At 71.8% G+C, this 1,434-nt stretch carries 2 protein-coding genes; one reads left to right on the top strand and one right to left on the bottom strand.

Annotated elements, in window-relative coordinates:
* The coding region (locus K7G60_RS38540; RefSeq protein WP_225805619.1) for a hypothetical protein at nucleotides 1–184 on the bottom strand (184 nt) is incomplete at its 3' end.
* Nucleotides 185–382: 198 nt separating this feature from the next.
* Between K7G60_RS38540 and K7G60_RS38535 the strand changes: the two genes are divergently transcribed.
* Entirely contained in the window at nucleotides 383–1,423 is a 1,041-nt protein-coding gene (locus K7G60_RS38535; protein ID WP_225805618.1) for an isopenicillin N synthase family oxygenase, read from the top strand.
* Nucleotides 1,424–1,434: the final 11 nt, after the last annotated feature.

The raw sequence follows: 1,434 nt of genomic DNA, 5'->3' as shown, positions 1-1,434 counted from the left end.
GCGGCGGGTCATGGACATCCTCCTGCGATGGGATGCGACGACGGGAATGTTGGCGTGTACTCAACACGCAATGGCGGCGATCTTCGCGCAAGCCCACCGTTTTGAACAGGCTTTCGGCCATCCCGGCGCAGGACGTGACGGGGACCACAGTGACCCGCTCGCCGTCGCAGTACGCTGGCCCCATGCCTCTGCTCGTACGCCGTCGCCACGTGGACTACGTCCGCGTCACGAGCATGGGCTGTCGCCGCTCCGCCTGACCTTCCGGGGTACCACTCCACACCCCCGCGGTCCCTCGTACAGAGCCCCAGCCGACCGGCACCCGTGGCCCCCGCCCCACCCTCTGCGGCCGCCCCGGGCCCCCGTATACCCCGCGGATGCACACATGACGAACAGCTCGTACTCCTCGCAGCTCCCCATCGTGGACCTCTCGGCCGCCGACCGGGACCCACGGGCCCGGAAGCTGCTCCACGCCCAGCTCCACTCGGCCGCCCACGACGTGGGCTTCTTCCAGCTCATCGGGCACGGCATCACCGAGGCGGAGACCCAGGCCCTCACCTCGGCCATGCACGCCTTCTTCGCCCTGCCCGAGGCCGACCGGCTCGCCCTCGACAACATCAACTCGCCGCACTTCCGCGGCTACACGCGCATCGGCGACGAGCGCACCGGCGGCGCCCGCGACTGGCGCGACCAGCTCGACATCGGCGCCGAGCGCCCCGCGCGCAGCCCCGGTCCCTGGGAGGCCCCGTACTGGTGGCTCGAAGGCCCCAACCAGTGGCCCGCCGCCCTCCCCGAGCTCCGCACGGCCGCCCTGCACTGGATCGACCGCCTCAGCGGCGTCGCCGAGCGCCTCCTCCACGAGCTGCTCGCCTCCATCGGAGCGCCCGAGGACTTCTACGACGACATCTTCGGCCCGCGCGCCCACCCGCACCTCAAGCTGGTGCGCTACCCGGGCAGCAGCGGCGAGGGCGACGACCAGGGCGTCGGCGCGCACAAGGACTACGGCTTCCTCACCCTGCTGCTCCAGGACCACGTCGGCGGGCTCCAGGTGCAGCGCGAGGACGGGAGGTTCCACGACGTGCCGCCGCTCCCGGGCGCCTTCGTCGTCAACCTGGGCGAGCTCCTGGAGGTCGCCACGAACGGCTACCTGATCGCGACGAACCACCGGGTGGTCTCGCCGCCCGGAGCGACGGAACGATTCTCCGTGCCGTTCTTCTACAACCCGCGCCTGGACGCCCGGATCACGCCGCTCCAGTTCCCCTTCGCGGACCGCGCGCCCGGCGTCACGGCCGACCCGGCGAACCCGCTGTTCGCCGAGTACGGACGCAACGAACTCAAGGGCAAACTCCGCGCCCACCCGCTGACGACGGCCCGCCACCACGCGGACCTGCTGCTCTCGCAGGAGCAGCCGGCCCAGCTGGTCTAGCGGACCCGCCG

This window comes from Streptomyces sp. NK15101, assembly GCF_020400725.1.
Lineage (GTDB): Bacteria > Actinomycetota > Actinomycetes > Streptomycetales > Streptomycetaceae > Streptomyces.
The sequence above is the reverse complement of the archived record's forward strand: the minus strand, read 5'-3'. Positions and strand labels throughout refer to the sequence as shown.